General features: G+C 34.3%; 21 protein-coding genes. 20 read left to right on the top strand and 1 reads right to left on the bottom strand.

Annotation, left to right across the window (positions count from 1 at the left end):
• Nucleotides 1-249 precede the first annotated feature (249 nt).
• The 18 genes from DOS84_RS04130 (at nt 250) to DOS84_RS04215 (ending at nt 15,045) form a co-directional block, all read left to right on the top strand.
• Entirely contained in the window at nt 250-705 is a 456-nt protein-coding gene (locus tag DOS84_RS04130; RefSeq protein WP_111408846.1) for a MarR family winged helix-turn-helix transcriptional regulator, read from the top strand.
• Nucleotides 706-716: 11 nt separating this feature from the next.
• Complete coding sequence (locus DOS84_RS04135; protein WP_111408847.1) at nt 717-1,349, top strand: NAD(P)H-dependent oxidoreductase; 633 nt, start codon at nt 717-719, stop codon at nt 1,347-1,349.
• 52 nt (nt 1,350-1,401) lie between these two features.
• Nucleotides 1,402-1,968: a YceI family protein gene (locus DOS84_RS04140; protein ID WP_111408848.1), complete on the top strand. Its 567-nt coding sequence runs from the start codon at nt 1,402-1,404 to the stop codon at nt 1,966-1,968.
• Nucleotides 1,969-2,354: 386 nt separating this feature from the next.
• Nucleotides 2,355-3,632 carry a hypothetical protein gene (locus DOS84_RS04145; protein WP_111408849.1) on the top strand — a complete coding sequence of 426 codons (1,278 nt, stop codon included), beginning with the start codon at nt 2,355-2,357 and terminating at the stop codon, nt 3,630-3,632.
• 265 nt (nt 3,633-3,897) lie between these two features.
• Nucleotides 3,898-4,467, top strand: coding sequence for a YceI family protein (locus DOS84_RS04150; protein ID WP_111409073.1), 570 nt, complete (start codon nt 3,898-3,900; stop codon nt 4,465-4,467).
• Between the two features lie 295 nt (nt 4,468-4,762).
• The gene (locus DOS84_RS04155; protein ID WP_111408850.1) at nt 4,763-6,163 is read left to right on the top strand and encodes an anthranilate synthase component I family protein; all 1,401 of its coding nucleotides are present in this window, start codon (nt 4,763-4,765) and stop codon (nt 6,161-6,163) included.
• Nucleotides 6,164-6,232: 69 nt separating this feature from the next.
• Nucleotides 6,233-6,805, top strand: coding sequence for an anthranilate synthase component II (locus tag DOS84_RS04160; protein WP_111408851.1), 573 nt, complete (start codon nt 6,233-6,235; stop codon nt 6,803-6,805).
• 28 nt (nt 6,806-6,833) lie between these two features.
• The gene (locus DOS84_RS04165; RefSeq protein ID WP_111408852.1) at nt 6,834-7,676 is read left to right on the top strand and encodes a c-type cytochrome; all 843 of its coding nucleotides are present in this window, start codon (nt 6,834-6,836) and stop codon (nt 7,674-7,676) included.
• 45 nt (nt 7,677-7,721) lie between these two features.
• Nucleotides 7,722-8,129: a GNAT family N-acetyltransferase gene (locus tag DOS84_RS04170; RefSeq protein WP_111408853.1), complete on the top strand. Its 408-nt coding sequence runs from the start codon at nt 7,722-7,724 to the stop codon at nt 8,127-8,129.
• A gap of 95 nt (nt 8,130-8,224) precedes the next feature.
• A complete protein-coding gene (trpD, locus tag DOS84_RS04175; RefSeq protein WP_111408854.1) occupies nt 8,225-9,217 on the top strand; it encodes an anthranilate phosphoribosyltransferase in 993 nt (330 codons plus the stop codon).
• Nucleotides 9,218-9,294: 77 nt separating this feature from the next.
• Nucleotides 9,295-10,074, top strand: a complete 780-nt coding sequence (trpC, locus tag DOS84_RS04180) for an indole-3-glycerol phosphate synthase TrpC (protein ID WP_111408855.1) — start codon at nt 9,295-9,297, stop codon at nt 10,072-10,074.
• A gap of 97 nt (nt 10,075-10,171) precedes the next feature.
• Nucleotides 10,172-10,804 carry a phosphoribosylanthranilate isomerase gene (locus DOS84_RS04185; protein ID WP_111408856.1) on the top strand — a complete coding sequence of 211 codons (633 nt, stop codon included), beginning with the start codon at nt 10,172-10,174 and terminating at the stop codon, nt 10,802-10,804.
• Nucleotides 10,805-10,807: 3 nt separating this feature from the next.
• The gene (trpB, locus tag DOS84_RS04190) at nt 10,808-11,989 is read left to right on the top strand and encodes a tryptophan synthase subunit beta (protein ID WP_111408857.1); all 1,182 of its coding nucleotides are present in this window, start codon (nt 10,808-10,810) and stop codon (nt 11,987-11,989) included.
• Nucleotides 11,990-12,164: 175 nt separating this feature from the next.
• Entirely contained in the window at nt 12,165-12,485 is a 321-nt protein-coding gene (locus DOS84_RS04195) for a gamma-glutamylcyclotransferase family protein (RefSeq protein ID WP_111408858.1), read from the top strand.
• A 37-nt stretch (nt 12,486-12,522) separates the two neighbouring features.
• Nucleotides 12,523-13,260 (top strand): carbon-nitrogen hydrolase family protein, encoded by a 738-nt coding sequence (locus tag DOS84_RS04200; protein ID WP_111408859.1) that lies wholly within the window; start codon nt 12,523-12,525, stop codon nt 13,258-13,260.
• Nucleotides 13,261-13,318: 58 nt separating this feature from the next.
• Complete coding sequence (trpA, locus tag DOS84_RS04205; protein WP_111408860.1) at nt 13,319-14,080, top strand: tryptophan synthase subunit alpha; 762 nt, start codon at nt 13,319-13,321, stop codon at nt 14,078-14,080.
• Nucleotides 14,081-14,103: 23 nt separating this feature from the next.
• Nucleotides 14,104-14,556, top strand: a complete 453-nt coding sequence (locus tag DOS84_RS04210; RefSeq protein ID WP_111408861.1) for a GNAT family N-acetyltransferase — start codon at nt 14,104-14,106, stop codon at nt 14,554-14,556.
• Nucleotides 14,557-14,562: 6 nt separating this feature from the next.
• Nucleotides 14,563-15,045: a GyrI-like domain-containing protein gene (locus DOS84_RS04215; RefSeq protein WP_111408862.1), complete on the top strand. Its 483-nt coding sequence runs from the start codon at nt 14,563-14,565 to the stop codon at nt 15,043-15,045.
• Nucleotides 15,046-15,162: 117 nt separating this feature from the next.
• Here the strand turns inward: DOS84_RS04215 and DOS84_RS04220 are convergent, their stop codons facing one another.
• Nucleotides 15,163-15,747, bottom strand: coding sequence for a CDP-alcohol phosphatidyltransferase family protein (locus tag DOS84_RS04220; protein WP_111408863.1), 585 nt, complete (start codon nt 15,745-15,747; stop codon nt 15,163-15,165).
• Nucleotides 15,748-15,991: 244 nt separating this feature from the next.
• Here DOS84_RS04220 and DOS84_RS04225 point away from each other — a divergent pair, with 244 nt between their 5' ends.
• Nucleotides 15,992-16,618, top strand: coding sequence for a TetR/AcrR family transcriptional regulator (locus tag DOS84_RS04225; protein ID WP_111408864.1), 627 nt, complete (start codon nt 15,992-15,994; stop codon nt 16,616-16,618).
• Nucleotides 16,608-17,927, top strand: coding sequence for a TolC family protein (locus DOS84_RS04230; protein WP_111408865.1), 1,320 nt, complete (start codon nt 16,608-16,610; stop codon nt 17,925-17,927). Before DOS84_RS04225 ends, DOS84_RS04230 begins: the two co-directional genes overlap by 11 nt.
• The last annotated feature ends 5 nt before the right edge of the window (nt 17,928-17,932 follow it).

The raw sequence follows: 17,932 nt of genomic DNA on the forward strand, positions 1-17,932 counted from the left end.
TATCATATAAGTTGATTACCTTTTTACTACTTATTTTAATATGGCATCATATCTCCTATATGATTGCGTTACATTATACTTTTATATTTTTTTTAAAAGACATTAACCTTACTGGTCATTATTGAACTAAAACTTATGCTAATACTTCTCCCCCAACAAAACTCTTTTTAACAAAAAAATAACACAACACTTGTATATACAAATATAAATATGACTACATTTGTATCAACAAATAAGACACCTACAAATATGAAGATTGAAGATGTATTAAAAAGTACGGTTGATTATACTAAATCGACGAGAGTGGTTTTAAATTTGATGTACACACAAAACGTAATCACTGACAGTTTTAATGAGATCATAAAACCTTATGATATTTCAGGGGAACAATATAATGTATTACGAATATTAAGAGGGCAAAAAGGACATCCTGCCAATATGTGCATCATACAGGAACGAATGCTTGCCAGAACGAGTAATACAACAAGACTGGTTGATAAATTATTACTAAAAGATTTGGTCACACGTAATGTTTGCCCGGAAAACAGAAGAAAAATTGAAGTTTTAATTACCCAAAAGGGTTTAGATTTATTAACAGAACTGGATCCAAAAGTAAAAGAGCACGAAGAAATTTTTTCTAAAAATCTTAATGAAGAAGAATTAATACAGTTGAATACCTTACTAGAAAAATACCGAACTAAATAAACATTTATATTATGAGCAATTTTTTGAATAATCAAAATTGGAGATACGCAACAAAGAAATTTGATGCAACAAAAAAAGTTTCAGCAGAAGATTTAAACACTTTAAAAGAAGCGATTCGTATGAGTTCATCTTCATATGGTTTACAACCTTACAAAGTAATTATTGTTGAAAATCCAGAATTAAGAGCGCAACTGCAACAAGCAGCTTGGGGACAATCACAAATAGTAGATGCATCACATTTATTTATTTTTGCCAATGACACTAATATTGGGGATGAAGCAATCGATGAATTTTTGAATACCATAAGTGCTACAAGAGAAACACCTTTGGAAGCTTTGGCAGGTTATGGTGATTTTATGAAATCTAAAATATCAACTTTGGAGCCAGCTGTCAAAAATGTTTGGACATCGAAACAAACCTATTTAGCATTAGGAAATTTATTGAATGCAGCTGCAGAACTTAAAATTGACGTAACTCCTATGGAAGGATTTGTTCCTGCACAGGTAAACGAAATATTAGGATTGGACAAACTAAATCTTAATGCTTCACTTATTGCAACCGTTGGATACCGTCACGAAGAAGATGCTACCCAATTTTACAAAAAAGTTAGAAAGTCACAAGAAGACTTATTTATCACTTTATAATAATTACTAATTCAAATTAAAATCAATTAAATCAAATTAAACAAATTACAACATGAAAAATTTAAAATCAATTGCCTTAGCATTCGTAGTAGCTTTATCTACACTTGCAGTAACTGCACAAACTAAAAAAGTAGACGTTTCAAAAAGTACAATCAATTGGGTTGGAAAAAAAGTAACAGGTGAGCATTCTGGAACAGTAAACATTAAAAGTGGAGCTTTAGTTTTCAAAAAAAATGCATTAAAAGGAGGAACTTTTACTGTTGATATGACAAGTCTAACTTCTACAGATTTAACTGGAGAATACCAAGGAAAATTAAACGGTCACTTGAAAGCTGATGACTTTTTTGGAACAGACAAATATCCTACTTCAACTTTAGTTTTCAAAACTATTGCCGCTAAAGGAAATGACGTATACACTGTTACTGCAGATTTGACTATCAAAGCTAAAACGAATCCAATTACTTTTGATATTACTGTGAAAGGCGACACTGCTACGACAGCATTAAAAATTGACAGAACTAAATACGATATCAAATACGGTTCAAAAAGTTTCTTCGAAGGTTTAGGAGATAAAACTATCTATGATGATTTCGACTTAACAGTGAACTTGAAATTTTAATTTTAGAATCCTTAATGGAAAGAGTACCCTCGGCATTTTTGTCGGGGGTATTTTTTTATGGAAAAATTGAATTCTGCCCAAAATCCCTTTTATGAAAACAGGATTGCATAAAGGATGGAAATGGCATCCCACGCTTTTTTTAGCGTGGATACAATGTACAGCCTGACCCTTGCGGTTATGCCCAAACTAAAATAGTATCTGAATTTGCTTTTGTGATACGGGAGCTTTTTTTACAATAAATAAAATTTCAATTTACCCATAGCCTTCTTAACTTAAAGGTCATGAATAAATAATATTAAGAAAATACGCTTAAAACATCGTAATGGTATTTTTGAAAAAAAATAAAGAACCAAAAAAATACTGCAAAACCTACAATCATAAGCGTTATGAAAAAAAAACTATTCGTTGTCGTTATCATTTTTATTTCTATTATACCTCTGAATGCACAACAAATAAAAGGAATCACTGGCGACACAAACTGGTTTACCAGTTGGACCAATTTCAAACCTGCAACCACAGAATATAATGAAGCCAACCAAATACTGGCAGGTACAATCAGCTCCGATATGAAACTAACAAGAAACAATACCTATCAATTAGTTGGGACAGTTTATGTCACCAATAATGCTGTTTTGACCATAGAACCCGGAACAGTTATTAGAGGCGATAAAGAATCTTGTGGAACTCTTGTAATTACCAAAGGTTGCAAAATTATGGCAGTAGGCACTGATGCCAATCCAATAGTCTTCACTTCAAACAACGGCATATCCCAAAGAAGACCTGGAGATTGGGGCGGTATCGTAATTCTTGGAGAAGCGCCTATCAACAAAATTGGAGGTGTCGGATTTTTGGATTTCAACTTCGATCCAGCGGTTAGTTATTACGGTGGCCAAGATCCCAACAGCAATTCAGGCATATTAAAATATGTGCGCATTGAATTTTCAGGACACAAAATAAATTCTCTTAAAGAATTAAACGGTTTGTCAATGGCAGGAATCGGGAAAGGTACTAAAATCGATTTTGTTCAAATTAGTTTCTCCAATGATGATTCGTTTGAATGCTATGGAGGCGATGTCAATTTTAACAACTTGATTTCGTTTAGAGCCACCGACGACGATTTTGATTTCACACAAGGAGTCCAATGTACTATATCCAATAGTATAGCTATTCGAAATCCTTATTCTTCGGATTTTTCTGGTTCTCGTTGTTTCGAAATTGATTCTTACGATAAAATTGAAAATGCCGATGTGAGCAAAAAACTAACCAAAATTACCGCCAACAACATTACATTGGTAAACACTGAAGATAATAATCAAGGATTGGTAAGGGAAGCGGTTTATATCAAGGAAAAAAGTTATTTTAATATCAACAACAGTGTCATTGATGGCTTTAGTACGTGTGTTCTGCTCGAAAATAAAATTGGGGTTCTACCGGCCAATTTAGCAAAAATCAACATCCAAGGTTTACAAATTAACAGATGTGGTGGAATTGTCCAAAGCGAAAATGCAACAGTAAATCCAGAATTATCAAACTGGTACAATAGCGATACATTTTCATTAGAAACAACAAAATTGAATAGTACTGAATTATTCATACAGTCAGATGTCAAAAAATCACCAGATTTCAGAGGAAGAAGTACAAACTCTTTTGCTAGTTCAAAATAATTTGTTTTCAATAAACTTCAAACACACAAAGCCTCATATTTAGTATCGGGCTTTTTATATAAAAAAAACAACATAAACCCCTAATACTTAAAATAATATATTGAAAACAATCAAAATATATTTTTTTGGTTTAACTTTATATATCATTTACAATTTCAGCTTATCATTATTTAAGATTCCATTTCAAATCGATTTCATGTTTTTTTATCAAGATGAAATCAACCTACATTTCATTAATTGTTTTATTAACTTAATTACTAGAAATATGAGAAACTTAAAATCATTTAGTATTGTTTTACTTGTTCTTTTTTCTTTCAACCACGGAATTTCGCAAACCTATAAAATTGATGTTTCCAAAAGTATCATTAAATGGGAAGGAAAGAAAATAACAGGCCAACACGAAGGGACTATTAACTTCAAGGATGGTTATCTTATTTTCAAAGACAAAAAATTAACTGGAGGCAGTTTCACTGCAGACATGAAAACTTTATCTAATAATGACCAAACAGGAAACTCCAAAATTAAATTGGAAAATCATTTAAGATCAGAAGATTTTTTCAATACTGATAATTACACTACGTCAACTTTAGTGTTTAAGAGTATTGCCAATAAAGGGAACAATACTTATCTCATAAATGCTGATTTGACCATTAAGGGAATTACTAATAGTATTCAATTTGATTTGGTGATTGTAGGCCCAAATAAAGCCACCGCCGAATTACAAGTTAACCGCACCAAATATGATATAAAATACGGTTCTGGAAGCTATTTTGACGATTTAGGAGACAAAACGATTTATGATGATTTTGAATTAAACGTGACATTGGTTTACTAATTTCAATAATTTAACAAAAAAGCAAAAAATTTCTCTTTTTTTTTATTTCATATTTTTTGCCAGAACAAATATCATTTATATATTTGCAAATAAGAAAAACAAAACATGAACACAATAACAAACAATACTTGGTGGTGGAATAATTTACGTCAGTCGTCGTGAACTAAGCTCCTATAGTATTATTTGAACTATAAATATAAAAGGCTTGTCATCACGACAGGCCTTTTTTTATTTCAAAAAATGAGCAAAAACAATTTAAAGAAAAAAGTCAATTGTATCAAAAGCAACATAAAGCATGAAAACATATAAATTACAAACCAACTACAAACAAATCCTAGCCGATACAATTACGCCGGTAAGTATCTATTTCAAAATCAGGGATAAATTCCCCAATAGCTTATTGCTGGAAAGTAGTGATTACCATGGAAACGACAATAGCTTTTCCTATATCTGCTGTAATCCTATTGCTTCGATAAAAATAGAAAACGAAAACATCTTTAAAAGCTTTCCTGACGGAACATCAGAAATTATCGCGATTGATGCAAACACCAACATCCCTGAAATTATTCAAAATTTTTCAGGACAGTTCCAATCCGATAAAACAGATTTCAAATTCATCAATAATGGTTTATTTGGATATATTTCTTATGATGCCGTTCGTTATTTCGAAAAAGTAAGCATTGGTAAAAAAGAAAACAGCAATTCCATCCCTGATGTGTATTATGCGGTTTATCAAAACATAATTGCAATCAACCATTTCAAAAATGAAGCCTATATTTTCTGCCATAACCTTGACGGAAAAAATAATATCTCTGAAATTGAACAGTTATTGCAATCCAGAAATATTGCTTCGTATAAATTCTCCAAAGAAGGCGAAGGTTTTTCAAACCTAACAGATGAAGAATTCAAACAAAACGTTGCTTTGGCCAAAAAACATTGTTTCCGAGGTGATGTGTTTCAATTGGTTTTATCAAGAAGATTTACACAAGGATTCAAAGGCGACGAGTTCAATGTTTATAGAGCCTTAAGAAGCATCAACCCATCTCCTTACCTTTTCTTTTTTGATTATGGCGATTTCAAAATTTTTGGATCTTCACCCGAAGCCCAGATTATTGTCAAAAACCGTAAAGCCGAAATACATCCAATTGCCGGCACTTTTAGAAGAACAGGCGATGATGAAAAAGATGCTGATTTGGCCAAAAAATTATCAGAAGATAAAAAAGAAAATAGCGAACACGTGATGTTGGTCGATTTGGCCAGAAATGATTTAAGCCGTCACGGACACAATGTGAATGTAGAAAAATACAGAGAAGTCCAATTTTTCTCTCACGTTATCCACTTGGTTTCAAAAGTAACGGGACATTTGCACGAAAAAGCAACAACAATGCAAGTTGTAGCAGATACTTTTCCGGCAGGAACTTTGAGCGGAGCACCAAAACACAGAGCCATGCAACTGATAGAAGATTACGAAAAAACAAACCGTAATTTTTATGGAGGAGCCATCGGATTTATGGATTTTGAAGGTAACTTTAACCACGCTATTATGATACGAACTTTCCTGAGCAAAAACCATCAATTGCATTCCCAAGCAGGAGCAGGAATTGTGGCCAGTTCAGACGAAGAAAGCGAAATGCAGGAAGTTTACAATAAATTACTGGCATTGAATAAAGCATTGGATTTAGCAGAGGAAATTTAAAAATTAAAAATTGAATGATTGAAAAATTACTAACCATTAAATTTTTCAATCTTTAAATCATTAAATAAAATGAAAAAAATACTAGTCATTGACAATTACGATAGTTTCACTTATAATTTAGTGCATTATCTCGAAGATTTGGATTGCGAAGTTACCGTTTACAGAAACGATGAATTTGATATTGACGAAATTGCTGTTTTTGATAAAATTCTGCTTTCTCCAGGACCTGGAATTCCAGACGAAGCTGGATTGTTGAAAGCCGTTATCCAAAAATATGCCTCTACCAAAAGTATTTTCGGAGTATGTCTTGGACAACAAGCCATTGGTGAAGTTTTTGGAGGAACGCTTTCTAACTTAGATAAAGTCTATCACGGCGTTGCAACACCTGTAAAAACAGTAGTTGACGATGAGCTTTTATTTGAAGGTTTGGGCAAAGAATTTGAAGTGGGACGTTACCATTCTTGGGTGGTCGATGCCAACCTACCCGATGTTTTGGAAGCCACTTCTTTTGACGAAAATGGTCAGGTAATGTCTCTAAGACACAAAACATTCGATGTAAGAGGTGTTCAGTTTCACCCTGAAAGTGTATTGACACCCAACGGGAAAAAGATTTTGGAAAACTGGGTGAATTCAACCAAATAAAAAAGACATTAAAACAAATCTTATAACTTTGAAAACAGTCAAAACCCATCTTATCCTTTCTTGCTTTTTTATTTTTAGTGTCCTTTCCTGTAATCAAAAGAAGGAGCAAAAAATAGAACAGACAGTTAATGTCCAAGCTGAAATTGTTTTGGACTTATTGGCTTTGCAAGAAAAAAATAAACTGGGAAAAGATACTGTTGTCACTGTAATAAACGACCCTGTTTATCATAAAACAAAGAAGTATCATGCCGTAAACGCATTGTTTCTTTTAAAGAATGAAATTGATTTATCAAAAGTTGACATAAAAAACACATTAATAATTTTTGAATGCATCGATGGTTACAAACCTGAAATGCCACTTGAATTGTTTTTAGAAACAAACCCTTTTCTGGCTTTCAAAGATGTTGATGCCCCAAAAGGTTCCAATTGGGAAAAGATTGTCAAAAACGGAAATGAGATGGATGCCGACCCTTTTTATCTGGTTTATACATCTGCTCCAACAGATGATCAGGAATACAAATGGCCATATAATGTTATTAAATTTAGGTTAGAATCAAAAAATAAAAATATCGAAGTCTTACAGCCAAAAGACGATGAGAAAGCAATGAAAGGCTTTGCACTATATCAAAAACAATGCATCACTTGTCACGCGATAAACGGAATTGGAGGCGAAATGGGACCAGAATTAAATTATCCCAAAAGTGTAACCGAGTATTGGAAAGAAAGGGATTTGGTCGATTATATCGTAAATCCGGCTTCTTTCAGACACAAAGTTAAGATGCCTACACTAGGAATTACAAAACAAGAATCGCAGGAAATCGTTGACTATTTGAAATACATGTCCGAACATAAAAAAACGAACAGTAATTAGTGAATAGTATTAAGTAACAATTTTCAATTTAAAATAAAAACTAAAATGAGCATACAAATTTCCGAAACAAGAGACATAAACGTTGATGATATATTAATACTTTATAAAGCAAATAATTGGAGTTCTGCTAATAAACCATCACAATTGTACAATGGTTTATTAAATTCCGAAACATTGATTACTGCGTGGGAAGGCAATAAATTAGTCGGACTTGGAAATGCCATTTCCGACGGACATTTAACGGTTTATTACCCACATTTATTAGTCCTACCAGAATATCAAGGAAAAGGAATTGGAAAAATGATAGTTGACAAAATGCAGGAAAAATACAGTCACTTTCACATGCAAATGCTCACTGCCGATGGAAAAGCTGTGGATTTTTATAAAAAAAATGGTTTTGAACGTGCCGGGAATACCGAACCAATGTGGATTTATCAAGGAAATGAACACTAAAAAAGTAAGCAGTTTCCAGTATTTAGTTAGTAGCCAAATTTAGAAATAAAAACTTAAAATCTTAGTCACTTAGAATCTTAGCATCTATATAAAAAATGAAAAACATATTAAACAGATTAATCAACCACGAAATTCTCACCAAAGAGGAAGCTAAAAACGTATTGGTAAATATTTCCAGCGGGAGTTATAATCCAAGTCAGATTTCAGCATTTTTGACCGTATATATGATGCGAAGTATCAGTATTGAAGAATTGGCGGGATTCAGGGAAGCACTTTTGGAATTGTGTATTCGAGTTGATTTATCCGATTACAACACCATCGATTTATGCGGTACAGGAGGTGACGGAAAAGACACTTTCAACATTTCGACTTTAGCTTCATTTGTAGCCGCCGGAGCTGGAATAAAAGTCGCCAAACACGGTAATTACGGTGTTTCTTCCATTTCAGGCTCGAGTAATGTGATGGAGAAATTGGGAGTAAAATTCAGCAACGACAGTACTTTTATTGAAAAATGTATCGACAAAGCCGGAATTGCCATTTTACATGCGCCTTTATTTCACCCTGCCATGAAAAATGTGGGACCTATCCGAAAAGAATTAGGGGTTAAAACCTTTTTCAATATGCTTGGTCCAATGGTAAATCCATCGTTTCCGCAAAACCAATTGGTTGGAGTTTTCAATCTTGAATTGGCAAGAATGTATAGTTATTTGTACCAAAACACCCCAGTTAATTTTACGATTTTACATTCCTTAGATGGTTACGATGAAGTTTCTTTGACTGGCCCTACAAAAATGATTACAAGTACACAAGAAAGAATGCTAAATCCTATTGATTTTGGCGTTCCACTTTTGGAACAAAACGAAATTGAAGGCGGAAAAACCATCGAAGCATCAGCTGAAATGTTTATGAATATCATCTCCGGAAAAGGAAATGAAGCTCAAAACAATGTAGTTTGTGCCAATGCTGGAATAGCGATTGCAACAGTTACTAAATGCTCACCACTGGAAGGTTTTGAATTAGCCAAAGAAAGTTTACTTTCAGGAAAAGGATTGATAGCTTTGAATAAATTACAAGAATTAAGTAAATAAAAATAGTTTAGAATGGGGATGAGTTTAGAAAGTTTAGTCTAAACCCATAACCTTTCTAAACCTTCTAAACTTTTAAGATGAACATACTAGATAAAATCATAATCGACAAAAAAAGAGAAGTTCTTCTCAAAAAATCCATCATTCCGGTTTCACAGTTGGAAGCTTCGGTTTTCTTTGGAAAAGAAACAATTTCTTTAAGTCAAAATTTGCGAAACAGTAACTCCGGAATCATTGCGGAGCACAAACGCCGTTCCCCTTCAAAAGCAATTATAAATCAAAGCTTTACAGTTGAAGAAGTAGTCAAAGGATATGAAAGTGCTGGTGCTTGTGGTATTTCGGTTTTGACGGACGGAAAGTATTTTGGCGGATCTCTAGACGATTTGCTTTTGGCAAGAGCTTCTGTAAACATTCCGCTTTTGCGAAAAGAATTTATAGTGGATGAATACCAAATCCTAGAAGCCAAAGCTCACGGAGCCGATCTGATTTTGCTTATCGCAGCCGTTTTGACCAGAGACGAAATCAAATCATTATCTGAATTTGCCAAAAGTTTAGGCTTGGAAGTATTATTGGAAGTTCATAATTTAGAAGAATTGGAAAAATCAATAATGCCTACTTTGGATATGATTGGCGTGAACAATCGAAACCTAAAAACTTTCGAAGTGAGTTTGGAATTCAGCAAAGAACTAGCCTCAAAAATCCCTAATGATTTTGTAAAAGTTTCCGAAAGTGGTATCAGCTCTATCGAAGCCATAAACGAATTGAAGCCTTATGGTTATAAAGGATTTTTAATTGGTGAAAACTTTATGAAAACCGATAATGCAGGAAAAGCGGCAACGGAATTTATATCAAAATTGTAAAAAGTTTAGAATGGGTATGAGTTTAGAAAGTTTAGTTTATGTCAATCTCTAAACCATATAAACTTTTCTAAACCTTATAAACTAAAACCTAAAAAAAATGAAACTCAAAATCTGTGGCATGAAATATCCCGACAATATACTCGAAGTAGGTTCGCTCCTTCCCGATTATATGGGATTTATCTTTTGGCCAAAATCGGCTCGCTATTTTGACGGAGATATACCAGAATTACCAAAATCAATTAAAAAAACAGGAGTTTTTGTCAATGAAAGCATTTCTGTAATTGAAGAAAAAGTAACGAAATACAATTTGCAAGCTGTTCAGTTACATGGTCAGGAATCGGTTGAATTTTGTTCGGAATTAAAAAGTAAATTTGGTACTTCCATTGAAATTATCAAAGTGTTTTCGGCAGACGAAAATTTTGATTTTAGCGTTTTGAAACCATATGAATCCGTCTGTGATTATTTTCTTTTTGATACCAAAGGAAAATTGCCCGGCGGAAACGGAACCACTTTCGATTGGAAAATATTAGAAAAATACCAATCGCCAAAACCATTCTTCCTTAGTGGCGGAATCGGAATTGCCGAATTGGACTCGATAAAAGAAATTTTGAAAACCAATTTACCGCTTTATGCCATCGATATAAACAGTAAATTTGAAATTGAACCTGGATTAAAAAACACATCATTATGTAAAGATGCATTGCAGTGCATCTCAACAATTAAAAAATAAAAAATGTCATACAACGTCAACGAAAAAGGCTATTACGGAGAATTTGGAGGAGCCTACATTCCCGAAATGTTATATCCAAATGTAGAAGAATTACGTCAACAGTATTTAAAAATAACTGCTGAACCTGATTTTATCAAAGAATTTGAACAGCTGCTAAAAGATTATGTAGGCCGTCCAAGTCCTTTATATTTTGCCAAAAGGTTATCGGAAAAATACGGAACCAAAGTCTATCTAAAAAGAGAAGACCTTAACCATACAGGTGCACACAAAATCAACAACACCATTGGTCAAATATTGGTAGCCCAAAAACTAGGCAAAAAACGCATCATTGCCGAAACTGGTGCTGGCCAACACGGAGTAGCCACTGCTACAGTTTGCGCTTTGATGGGGCTGGAATGCATCGTTTATATGGGCGAAATCGACATCGAGCGTCAAGCTCCAAATGTGGCTCGCATGAAAATGCTTGGGGCCTCCGTTCGTCCCGCACTTTCGGGTTCACGTACCTTGAAAGACGCAACTAACGAAGCTATTCGCGATTGGATTAATAATCCGGTAGATACGCATTATATTATTGGATCTGCAATCGGACCACATCCTTATCCAGATATGGTAACTCGTTTTCAAAGCATCATTTCCGAAGAAATCAAATGGCAATTACAAGAAAAAGAAGGTCGTGAAAATCCGGATTATGTAGTGGCCTGCATCGGTGGAGGAAGCAATGCAGCAGGAACTTTCTACCATTTCCTTGACCAAGAACAAGTTGGAATAATAGCCGTAGAAGCTGCTGGTAAAGGGGTCAATAGTGGCCATAGCGCTGCCACCAGCAAACTCGGAAAAGTGGGTATTATTCATGGTTGCAAAACCCTGTTGATGCAAACCCCCGACGGTCAAATTACCGAACCGTACTCGATTTCTGCAGGGCTGGATTATCCGGGAGTTGGTCCTATGCATGCTCACCTAGCACAAACAGGACGCGCCGAATTCTATTCCGTAACCGATGATGACGCAATGGAATCCGGATTGGAATTATGCAAGTTAGAGGGCATAATTCCTGCCATCGAATCCTCTCATGCCTTGGCGGTTTTAAAAGAAAGAAAATTCAAACCTACCGATGTTGTTGTCATCAGCCTTTCTGGTCGTGGCGACAAGGATTTGAACACCTATATTGATTATTTCAAATTGTAGTATAACGATTTACTTGATCAATTCGCAAAAGCTTGGTTGGGCGTTACCACAAGGGTCGGGCTGTACGTTACAATCTCCCGAAGAAAAATCGGAAGGATTTCCACTTCCATCCCTAACGCACTCACCACATACATATAAAATTTAGGTACAATTAACATTTCCAAAAATAGAATCTATGCAAAAATTATTCGCTTACGGGACTTTACAGGACAAGGATGTTCAAGAAAACCTTTTTGGACGTATTCTTGAAGGAACTCCAGAAACATTGATTGGGTATGAATTAAATGAAATCCAAATCGAAGAGGAATTTGGCATAGAGCATTATCCTATCATTATGGAAACCAATGATTCTAACGACACCATCAGTGGGGTTTTATATGATGTCACAATGAGAGAACTCCATCAGGCAGATTTGTATGAAGGACTCCATTACAAACGTGTGGAAGTAACGTTGCAATCGAACCAGAAAGCCTGGGCTTATAGTGCAGCCATTTAGAAACAATAAAAGGAAATTTAAAACAAAATAAGAAAAAATGATTTTAGCTGCTGCGCAAACCAAACCAATTCGTAGAGATATCGATTCGAATCTTTTGGACCATTATCGTCTGGTGAAATTAGCTGCAGCCAATGGAGCTCAATTAATCGTATTTCCAGAGCTATCGATTACTGGTTATGAAAGAGAAGATGCCGCGCAATTGGCTTTTTCCGAAAATGATTCTCGATTGGATTATTTAAAAAAATTAGCTCACGAAAATAGTATCACCATCATTGCAGGAGCTCCGATACAAATAGAATCAAAATTGTTTTTGGGCGAATTTTGCATTGCACCAAATAATTCGGTTTCATTATACGCTAAACAATTTTTGCATACGGGTGAAGAAATGTATTTCCAACCCTCTTTTGATTACAATCCAATGCTAGAAATAGAAAACGAAAGCATTTCCTTTGCCATTTGTGCCGATATCGACAATCCGAAACATCCGGAAAATGCCAGCAAAAAAAATAGTTCAACCTATGTTGCCAGTATTTTCTTTTCACCAAATGGGATTCCGCAAGCACACCAATCGCTACAGAATTATGCTTTCCAGTACCAAATGAACGTGCTGATGGCAAATTTTGGAGGAGACTCTTACGGAAGTCCATCAGGTGGTCGCTCTGCTTTTTGGAACAACAAAGGGGAATTGATTGCCCAAATGGAAAATTCAGGCTCTGGATTGTTACTTGTACAAAAACAGCATTCTGGTTGGACAAGCAAAACACTCAACGATTAATAAAATATAAAAACAAAACTATAGGATTTTGAAAATCCCAAGATAAAAATATATTAAAATGAATAGAATAAATCAAAAACTACAAGAAGACAAAAAGATACTTTCCATCTACTTTTCGGCAGGATATCCCAACTTGAATGACACCGTACAAATCATTCAGGATTTAGAGAAAAATGACGTAGATATGATCGAAATTGGATTGCCATTCAGTGATCCTTTGGCCGATGGACCAACTATTCAAGCCAGCTCAACACAGGCTTTGCATAACGGAATGACGACACAAATCTTATTTGATCAACTAAAAGACATTCGCAAGAGCGTAAATATTCCGCTAATTATTATGGGTTATTTCAATCCGATGTTGCAATATGGAGTGGAAAATTTCTGTAAAAAATGCGCCGAAATCGGAATCGATGGATTAATCATTCCCGACCTTCCAGTAGATGTATATGCTGACCAGTACAAAGCCACTTTTGAAAAATACGGATTAATCAATGTATTTTTGATTACGCCACAAACTTCAGAGGAACGCATTCGTTTTATTGACAGTGTTTCGAATGGATTTATCTATATGGTGAGTTCGGCGAGTGTAACGGGATCACAAACTGGTTTTGGAAACACACAGGAAGTCTATTTCAAACGTATTTCAAACATGAATTTGAAAAACCCTCAAGTCATTGGATTTGGCATCAATAATGCCGAAACTTTCAATCAAGCGACTCAGTTTGCCAAAGGAGCGATAATTGGAAGTGCTTTTATCACCCATTTAACGGAAAACGGAACTGGTAAAATTGGGGAGTTTGTTAAAGCGATTCAATAGTTGGACCATATAACAAAAACAGCATGACAACAACAAGAACAACCTCCGAAAACATCGATTTTCGAAAACTGGTCGTTTTACTTGATCAAGTTTTGAGAAGTAGAGATGGTGAAGATCATAGTTTTTATGCCCAGCATAATACTCTCGACAAAATCAATCATGTTGTGGTTTTTTATGAGCAAGATATAGCGATTGGTTGCGGTGCTTTCAAGGAATTTGATTCGAATACTGTCGAAATAAAAAGAATGTTTGTTCATCCCGATTATCGGGGAAAAGGAATTGCAAGTGCAGTTTTAAAAGAACTGGAAATTTGGGCAAGCGAAACCTATTATACCAACTGCGTTCTGGAAACTGGAAAAAACAATCCCGAAGCCATCGCACTGTATCAGAAAAATGGTTATACGATTATTCCAAATTACGGACAATACGAAAATATTGAAACTAGCGTTTGCTTAAAAAAATCCATTAATAAATAGTTTACAATGATTCCCAGAATTGAAATTTTATCCAAAAAGAAATTAATTGGTAAACGAATTAAAACATCTCTTACTGATAACAAAACACATGAACTGTGGAGGAGTTTCATGCCAAAACGTGCAGAAATTATTAATCCAATCAGTTCGGATCTTTTTGCGGTTCAAGTATACGAACCAAACTATTTTGAAGCTTTCAATCCCAACACTGTTTTCGAAAAATGGGCGACTCTTGAAGTGACAGACTTTGACAACATGCCAGCTGAGATGGAATCTTTTCTCCTATCTGGTGGGCTTTATGCTGTTTTTGAACTTAAAGGACACGACATCGCTATTTTTGACTATATCTTCAGAACTTGGATTCCCAATTCAAAATACGATTTGGACCACAGACCCCATTTTGAAATATTGGGAGCAAAATATAAAAAAGACGACCCAAATTCGGAGGAAGAAATATGGGTTCCCATCAAAGAAAAAAATAGTCTAAAATAAACAACATTTATCATAGAAGTCTTTATTTGCTAAGAATTAAAAAAGTAGAAAATATAAAAAGAGTGGTTAGTGGCAGCAAAAAATATCTTGACTACAATTTATGAAGCCTGCTAAAAATTAGGTTTTACTATGTTTTTCTCTTTTCAAAACCCAAAACAATCCTTTTACATTTACTTCCCATCTCGGAAGTAAAGCTACCAGAATTATTTCCTCTGTTAATTCAATACCTGTAACAGCAGCTGCAATATAAAATAAAAAATATAAGGGTTCCGGTAAAAGAAAAATCAGAATAAAAAATGCTCCCTGTAATATTGCAGCCGATTTGGCAAGGTAAGTATGAAAACTTGAGATTTTCCTGTAACGAATCAATGCAAACAGTGTTTGAAATGCATAAAGAAAAAAAAGCATCATTAAAATTACAAACTCCTTATTGATAAATTCACTTTTAAAAACAAACAATCCTATTACAGCCGCCAGCACAGTAAGATCGTCACCAATGGAATCGAGTCGAGAACCTAGAATACTTACTGCCTTGCATTTTCTTGCAAGGTAACCATCAATTAAATCGGTAAAAAAACTAATTGCAAGTAACCACTTAAATAGGTCTAATTGTTTTGCAAAAATTAAAACCAATAGTATCGGTGCAGCAACAATTCGATACAAAGTGATTGCATTAACAATATATTGATTTCGTTTATTCATACATTATTTTTCACTATGAATTAGCGGACAAATATAAAAAAAGCTACTCAACCAATGTATCAATTATCTGAATTCAAACATTTTACCACTTACAATTATTTATTTGTAAAAATTCAAAAAACCAAGACTTCTTCTAAAAATATATATCTGAATTATAAATTGTTAAAAAAAAGTTAAAACAAAATTAAACAATCGTTTAATTTAAACAGTTGTTTAATTTTGTACCGAATTTAAAAGTAAAGCTTTGAAAACGGATTTTAACGAAAAACAAATTCAAATTTTAGGAGTAGCCGAAAAGCTATTTGCAGAAAAAGGATTTGACGGCACTTCGATACGGGACATTGCCAAGGAAGCCAAAATAAATATAGCCATGGTTTCTTATTATTTTGGATCCAAAGAACAATTATTGGAAGCCATTATTTTAAACCGCGTTACAGATATTAAACTTCAATTGGACATTTTGACTTTGGAAGATTTAGATCCACTCCAAAAAATACAAAAACTTATTGAACTTTATATTGATAAGATAAACAGTAACAGATGCATATACAAAATTATGCACTTTGAATTTTCTTCAAGTCAAAGAGTTATTAACCTTCAGGCTTTTACTGATTTGAAAAAAGGAAATTTAAAATCAATCGAATCCATCATCCAAGATGGGCAGGAAAAAGGAATTTTCAGAAAAGACATTGTAATTCCTCTTCTTACCACAACCATTCTGGGAACTTATTTCCATTTTCATTTGAATAGGCCTTTTTACGAAAACCTATTAGACCTAAAAACCGAAGAAGAATACAATACCTATATAAAAACAACTTTAACAATGCACATTCAACAAACCATTAAAGCCCTCTTGACATATGAAAGTTAGTTATTTAATGCTCTTTGGAGGGTTCTTCATTGGAATTTCATCCATCAATGCCCAAGACAAAACCAATTTAAAGCTGGAAGATGCTATACAATTGGCTTGGACAAAAAGTAATGAAATCTCACTGGCCAGCACCAAAGTAGAGACGAAAAAACAAGAATTACAATCGGCTAAAAACACACAATATCCCGATTTAAAACTTACTGGACAATTTCTTCAATTGACTGAACCAACGGTCAAATTAGAATTTGATGCTGGATCAGGATCATTTCCTGTACCTGACAGAATGCTCATTGGTCAAGCCAGTTTGAAACTACCTATTTTTGCAGGGATGAAAATTCAAAACGGCATAAAACTTCAGGACAATTTGTTCCAAGCAGAAAATGCAATGGCATCCAAAACTAAAGAAGATGTTGCCATGAGAGTCATAGACTACTATGCCAATTTGCATAAAGCACAAAGAACTATTGAATTATTAAAGGAAAATCAAAAAAGCGCCGAACAACGTGTTACTGATTTTATAGCTTTGGAAAAAAACGGAATCATTCCCAGAAATGATTTATTGAAAGCTCAGCTCCAAGTTTCCAAAATTCAGTTGTCTCTTGACGAAGCTTTGAACAATGAAAAAATAATCAATTACTATCTGGTTACTTTGTTGAAACTACCGTCAGAAACAAGATTGGCTGTAACCGAAAGTGATTTGATTAACTTTCCGAAAAATTCTGTACCGACAGATGAACAACCAGCTTTTCAAAACCGTAAAGATTTAGAAGCTTTACAATTTCAGGAAAAGGCAACCCAAGACAACATTAAAATAGCCAAAGGAGATTACTATCCAAACGTCGCTTTGACTGGTGGATATGCCGCTTTGAACTTAAACAATGTTGTAACATTAGAGAATGCAATGTTTATTGGTGTTGGAATATCTTATGATGTCAGCGGTATTCTAAAAAATGGCACTCAGGTAAAAATTGCAGAAAGTAAAGCGCTAGAAGTAAAAAATACTCAGGAGTTATTAAAAGATAATATTAGAGTTCAGGTACAACAAGCGATTACCAATTATGATTTGGCTATAAAACAAAGTGCGGTTTACAATCAAGCTGTTGAACAAGCTACTGAAAACTACCGAATAGTAAAAGACAAATACGAAAACGGACTTTCGGATACCAATGACTTATTGGAAGCAGACGTAGAACAACTGAAATCAAAAATAGCCGAAACCATCGCCAGAGTAGATGTTATTCAAAAATACTACGAATTACTTTCTGCGACCGGACAACTATCACAAACCTTCAACCTTTCAAAAATATAACCATA

This window comes from Flavobacterium aquariorum, from assembly GCF_003254745.1.
Taxonomy (GTDB): domain Bacteria; phylum Bacteroidota; class Bacteroidia; order Flavobacteriales; family Flavobacteriaceae; genus Flavobacterium; species Flavobacterium aquariorum.